Origin of the sequence: Sutterella sp., from assembly GCF_052272535.1 — a bacterium.
In the GTDB taxonomy this organism is placed as follows: Bacteria; Pseudomonadota; Gammaproteobacteria; order Burkholderiales; family Burkholderiaceae_F; genus Sutterella.
In genome coordinates, this window is record NZ_DAVZJY010000018.1 from 1 (window position 1) to 5,690 (window position 5,690).

Below are 5,690 nucleotides of genomic sequence, written 5' to 3' on the forward strand. Positions count from 1 at the left end.
TTTTTCGAAAATCGAGTTGTGGACTACGCAAAGGGAGCACTTACAGGTAATTGGGGACAGGTTTGGGGTTGTGCTAAATAGAGCTAAATCATGGGCTTAACCTCATTTTGATGATGTGATGAAGTAGTGCTATAAACGCCGTACTCCATGGTGTTCCAAGTCCATTCAGAAGTACAGACCACCATACAGATCACCACTTGCAAGAAACATTATCGCCTGAACACAGAAAGCCTGCCGAACCGACCAGAGGAGGCCCTCGCGACCACCCCCATTAGCTGTTGCGCTCAAGCAACGCGCTAAGCAGGGAAGTCCGATCCTCGCCTTCTTCGGGCAATAAAAAACCACCTGCCGATTACCGACAGGTGGTTTTTTATTTTCCGTTCTTTAGAGGAAATCTAGAGAGTGGTTGTATTTTAAGGATAGATTTTCGTTGACCAATTTCTGCATCCGTTCTTTTTGATGCTGCGTTTTAATTTCAGCCAATGCAGATGTCCAACTGCGAATTTGCCCGATCGTCCACCGGGCTCTTCCGTTGGCCCCGCCATTGTCGATCGGGGGAGGGAGTTTTTGCGTCTTCACCCGCTTCCATAGCGCCGCCTTTTTGATGTTGAAGGTAGCTAACATGTCGGGAGTTTCCAGAATCGTCAATTCAGATGCGGTATTGATGTCGTATACCCTGCCAGTATTCTGTGTGGTCATAATCAGCCTCGTCTGGGCATGGTCTTGGTTCACTTGCGCTCCAAGAATAGCCGCGGGTCGAACACCTTCCGTGCGCCCGATGCGCAACTTCTGCTAATCCGGTGTCGGAGTTTGTGGAGGTGCTCACCTAAACTTTCCCCTGTTTCAATCAACCCCTCAGGTTTGACATGCCTCGCCTTCTTCCCCTCATCGTCGTCATGGTGTTGGCCTCCAGTGCCAATGCGGCCATTCAGCATGGCAGAGTCGATCGCGTGATTGATGGCGATACGCTCGCGGTGATCACTCAGAACGAAGTGCTCCGCATCCGCATCAAGGGAATCGACGCGCCAGAATCCAAACAGGATTTTGGGATGAAGGCTAAGGAAGCGCTCAAACAGATTGCTCTGGGTCAAAGCGTCATCCTCGATGTGGATGATGAAGATCAGTACGGACGCAGATTGGCTTCCGTCGCTGTGAACGGAACGGATGTTGGCCTCTACATGTTGGAGCACGGATTTGCGTGGTTCTACAGCGACTACGGTAGTCAACTTCCCGGAAAGTGGCGCAACGCCTACCGTGCGGCAGAAGTTGATGCTCGATCGAATGGCGTCGGCTTGTGGGGATCCACGGGTCCGATTCCTCCTTGGACGTGGCGTAAACAACGCCGAGAGGCAGCTCAAGCCGCCGAAGAAGAACAGCGTGATACCTTGGAAGGCATCAGTGCTGAAATGGAAAACGACTTCCAATCGCTTGAATCAAACATCAACAACCTGAAGCGTAGTCTTCTGTCGGAAGATGAAGCGAATGATGATTCTAAGTTGGAGCCCAAGCAGCGGCTCAGTTGGTGGGAGATCTTTTCGAAGCTTGGCGAGGGAGCCAGTCGATGGCTTAAGGCCTTTTTTGAATCACTGTTCTAGGATAAGAACATGAAGAAATTAGAATTTGTCACCGCTGTTTCTATTGATACGGGGCTCACTGCCGCTAAGACTAAGTTGGTCATCAACAGCGCGTTGAAGATCTTGACGGAAAGCTTGTCCAAGGGGGAAGAGGTTCGGTTCAATGGCTTCGGCGTCTTCACGATTCGTGAGGCGGCGGCCCGAATTGGTCGCAACCCCCAGACCGGGGAGCAAATGCATATTGACGCCTGCCGCATGCCGTGCTTCATTCCGGGCGCTGCATTGAAGGAAGCGGTTCGCAAGTCTGAATAGAATTCCTATGGGGAATGGGAAGGGTCCAGAGTCCTTGACTCTGGTTGGGAGGGCTCTCTAAGCCCTCCTTTTTTTATGGCTGATCTGGGAATGCCAATACCGGATAGTCGAAAAAGAAACACTGTCTCGTCATTGCCGGACAGGGTTTCTTTTTCATATGTCCACGAGGTTGGCCGCTTTTCTCATCGCGTCCTCACCGCGGCGATCGTACAACGTCGTCGTTGCTATGTTGCTGTGCCCCATGAGATTTTTGACGGTCGCGATGTCTACACCCTTGTCGAGCAACCGCGTGGCAAAGGTGCGCCGCAAATCATGCGTGGTCACTTCTTTGAGGCCCGCAACCGTGGATTGCCCCTGATCCCTGTATTTTTCAACGATGGAGGCAACGGTACAGGGATTCATCGGGCGATTGATCACTAAATAGCCGTAGCCTCGTGTGAATCGACCGAACAGATATCCGCCGTCGCCGTTCCCGGCGTTCCCGTCCTTCCATCGGTTCTTCTGATTCCATTGCGTAATCAGATCCCGGCGCGCATGAATCCATGCCTCGACATTCGATTGAACCGTAGGGTTCATGAAGATGTCTCGTTCCTTGTTGCCTTTGCCGATCAATCGAATACGTGATTCCAGAAGAAAAACATTCTGCATCTGGATACCCGTAATTTCAGCGCGACGTAGCCCGCAACCGAGCAGCAGCATCAGAATGGCTCGATCTCTGATTTCCAAGCTGGAATCCCCATCAACCTTTGACAGCATCACGCTGGATTCAGTTTGAGTCAATGCCTTGCCGGCAATCTTTCGACTAACGCGCAACTGTTTAATTGCCTTGATGCGCATGAGGTCGTGATCGGTGATCTGATTGAGATTCCATGCCGATTGGGCAACTCCCTTGATCGCACAGAGATAACCATTGATCGTCGTTGTTTCGATCGGCGGGTCCATGGCCTTGAGGTGGGAGATGAATGCAAGGACGTTTTCGTACCGCATGAGATGCCAATCGCAATCATCGTAGCCGGGGTAGTTGAAGAACCGTGCGAACTGGTTGAGCTTCGAACGGACGGTGGAGACGGAGGTCTTTGAACCGAGCGTGTTGAGATAGAGAGCCGCCGCGTTTTCGGTGCTGACATACTCATACCCAGAGGGAGGCCTGATGCTCGTGCTCGGGAGGCGTCCGAACGTGGCGACTGTGACCGGTTCGACGACTTCTACTGGAGACTCAATCGGGACGAGATTCGACATGGTGGAGGAGAGAGGTTGGCACTTCCATCACCCGAAAAAATTGCCATTTTATTAGGTGGTGGAAGTGATGCATTCAAACTAAAAAATGCCAATCGACCATAGCAATCGGCAACAACCTGACGGAGATGTTTCAAGCGCCTTCGGGGATGAATCACCCTGATCCGTAAAATGAAAGCGCTTCAAAATTCGCCTCAGGTTGATGTGAAAATGCCCGAAGCCATTGGGCCCCAAGGACTTCGGGCAATTAAATGAACCTCAAAAAGTTGCCAGCGAAGGGCGGTTCGGCGCTGTGAACGACTACAGCGACGAGTACAGCGTCGTCGCTCCCGCAGCCTGAACCACCTGAACGATCTGAATGTCCGATGCGTTCGCCATCACCGGGCTTTCGAGCCTATTTTCCTTGTTGGAAACCTGGATGCAGATTTTCCCGGCAGGGGGCAGGGCGTTCTGCACGATGTACGCCTTCTTCCCCAGCCAAGTCACCTCGATGCGCAGTTTCCCGGTAGGAATCTGAGTGCAGCCGTCAGGCAGCGTCAGGATCGGCTCTTCAACTGGGCGCGCTTCATCGGCCTGATCACCCGCTTCCGGGAATTCGATCTCTTCATCTCGTTCCGTCGAGTCGGTCCACTCACCCTTGGCGACTTCTTCCTGCGCGGCAACCTCGCCCGAGTCTTCGTCGGGGACTTCCGCCTTGGACTCACCCGCCTCCGTCTTCCGCTTCATGCGCTCATAGACTTCTTCAACCTGAAGTCTGCTGATCGTGAAGGGGCTCTTCGACGAGCCGGTCTCCTCCTGTAGCTTCTTCGCCTTGTCAAACCAACGGCGCACCTGCTTCTTCACATAGGCAGGATTCTCGTCATAGATCTTCTGGAGCCTGCGCATCGCCTGCACGTCCTGAATGAGCTGGCGTTCGGCGAGTTGTCTCAGCTCGTCCGGGCAGGTCGCCACCGCGTTGAGCGCACTGATGAAAGACTCCTTCTTGCCCAGCCTTTTCGCCAACTCGCGGATCGGGATTCCGCTGTTCACCAACCCGGACACTGCCTGTGAAAGCTCCCAAAGCTTCATGTCGTCTCTTTGGATGTTCTCCGTGAGCTGACGCAGTGCACGGTCCTTGTCTTCGAGGTTGATCGGTTCATGGCGGATGACGCAGTAGAGCGACTCAAGGCCGGCAATCTTCGCCGCACGCCAACGGCGTTCGCCTTGCTCAATGAGGTAGCCGCCCTGTCCATCATCGGTCACGACGATTGCCTGTTGTTGCCCGAGTTCCTTCAGGCTCTCGGCGAGCTCATCGAGCTTTTCAAATATCGTCCGAGGCTGAGCGCGGCTGTAGATGCGCTCGATGGGAATGCGTGCCCACTCCAAGGACTCCTTTGCGTCGTCAAGGTCTTGCCCGAGGGCGGCTAGGTCTCCAAGGCCGGAGAGAGAGGAAGTGAAAGACATAGCTTGAAAATTGTAAATCTGAGTGAACAGGCTCAACCGGGCGTGTGAAGCGCATCAATAAAACGGCTCCGTAAACGCCCGGTACCTACAGTTACTTCCGATCTCCGTGAATCTTGCGGAGCATTTCTTCAAAAAGCGCCTTCATCTCGGCGGAAGCACGCTGGCCGTTGCGCACCTCAAAGATCGGCGTGCCTCGCGATCCAATGTCGATAGGCGAGCGCGGATGGATCTTGCTGTCGAAAAGGAAGTTCGGAAGGGCTTCCGTCACTGCTTTGAGCGCATCTCGTTGGACCGCGTTGCCTTGGTACTCGTTCACCGCCACACCAAGAATTTGCAGGCGCTTGTTTGTGCTTTTCTTGATCTCCTTAATGGTTGCGAAGAGGCTGCGGAGACCAGAGACGGCATAGCCCGAGAGCTTGATCGGACAAACCACATAGTCCGCAAGAATGAGCGAACCTGCGAGACGACGACCAAGCGACGGCGGGCAGTCGATCACAACATAGTCATATTGCGGAATGATGTCGTTCAACCACTTCTTGGGATTGAGAACCTGCGGAAGGGGAAGGGCTTCAACGTCATAAGCCTCAGGTGACTGCGTAGAGCCGATTAGGTCGATGCCGCGTGCCGTGGGCTGGATCTGGATTGATTCCACAGCGTCACGGAAGAGATGTTGAGACGGCGTGCCCTCAAGGGGTTTGCCTTCTAGAAGCGTTTCGGTAGCGCTTCCCTGCGCATCCATGTCGAGGAACAGTACTGTTTTCCCGAGCGTGATTCGCAGGTAGTACGCCAATTGCGTCGATAGGGTGGTCTTTCCGACCCCTCCCTTCTGGTTCGCAAAGGCAATAGTCGTGGTCATGATGAAGTCCTTTGAGGAATGATGGGTTAGTGAAGATGGTTTGTGAACATCAGCACACATTTTTGCCTGTTGTGCACGTCTTGGCATGGACCAGATGCGCAAGTTTTGCGTATGGCGGATCAAAATGATGGTTGAAACATTCGATTCGTGATGTGATGCGCCTTCATCCGGACCGAACTTCATTATGGTGAAGTTCTTCCGGAAGCCCCATTCCCGTTGGGGCCGTAGGGAAATGAAGAACGGCTTCGAAAGGTCTGAGGAACGGAGGG

At 53.4% G+C, this 5,690-nt stretch carries 6 protein-coding genes; 2 read left to right on the plus strand and 4 right to left on the minus strand.

What is annotated here, in order from left to right; genetic code table 11:
* Positions 1 to 384 precede the first annotated feature (384 nt).
* Positions 385 to 699: a hypothetical protein gene (locus ACT6Y9_RS02145; protein ID WP_443743345.1), complete on the minus strand. Its 315-nt coding sequence runs from the start codon at positions 697 to 699 to the stop codon at positions 385 to 387.
* 167 nt (positions 700 to 866) lie between these two features.
* Here ACT6Y9_RS02145 and ACT6Y9_RS02150 point away from each other — a divergent pair, with 167 nt between their 5' ends.
* Together ACT6Y9_RS02150 and ACT6Y9_RS02155 are read left to right on the plus strand one after the other, a co-directional pair.
* Positions 867 to 1,595: a thermonuclease family protein gene (locus tag ACT6Y9_RS02150; RefSeq protein WP_443743346.1), complete on the plus strand. Its 729-nt coding sequence runs from the start codon at positions 867 to 869 to the stop codon at positions 1,593 to 1,595.
* A gap of 9 nt (positions 1,596 to 1,604) precedes the next feature.
* Complete coding sequence (locus tag ACT6Y9_RS02155) at positions 1,605 to 1,886, plus strand: HU family DNA-binding protein (protein WP_443743347.1); 282 nt, start codon at positions 1,605 to 1,607, stop codon at positions 1,884 to 1,886.
* A gap of 153 nt (positions 1,887 to 2,039) precedes the next feature.
* Here the strand turns inward: ACT6Y9_RS02155 and ACT6Y9_RS02160 are convergent, their stop codons facing one another.
* The 3 genes from ACT6Y9_RS02160 to ACT6Y9_RS02170 form a co-directional block, all read right to left on the minus strand.
* Positions 2,040 to 3,125 (minus strand): tyrosine-type recombinase/integrase, encoded by a 1,086-nt coding sequence (locus ACT6Y9_RS02160; protein ID WP_443743348.1) that lies wholly within the window; start codon positions 3,123 to 3,125, stop codon positions 2,040 to 2,042.
* A 297-nt stretch (positions 3,126 to 3,422) separates the two neighbouring features.
* Positions 3,423 to 4,487 (minus strand): ParB/RepB/Spo0J family partition protein, encoded by a 1,065-nt coding sequence (locus tag ACT6Y9_RS02165; protein WP_443743349.1) that lies wholly within the window; start codon positions 4,485 to 4,487, stop codon positions 3,423 to 3,425.
* Between the two features lie 169 nt (positions 4,488 to 4,656).
* Positions 4,657 to 5,690: ParA family protein (locus tag ACT6Y9_RS02170; protein WP_443743350.1), on the minus strand; the 1,034-nt coding region annotated here is incomplete at its 5' end.

Bases quoted from the DNA above. Each gene is read 5' to 3' on its own strand.
- ACT6Y9_RS02155 (WP_443743347.1), top strand. From the start codon at position 1,605: ATGAAGAAATTAGAATTTGTCACCGCTGTTTCTATTGATACGGGGCTC.
- ACT6Y9_RS02150 (WP_443743346.1), top strand. From the start codon at position 867: ATGCCTCGCCTTCTTCCCCTCATCGTCGTCATGGTGTTGGCCTCCAGT.
- ACT6Y9_RS02160 (WP_443743348.1), bottom strand. From the start codon at position 3,125: ATGTCGAATCTCGTCCCGATTGAGTCTCCAGTAGAAGTCGTCGAACCG.
- ACT6Y9_RS02145 (WP_443743345.1), bottom strand. From the start codon at position 699: ATGACCACACAGAATACTGGCAGGGTATACGACATCAATACCGCATCT.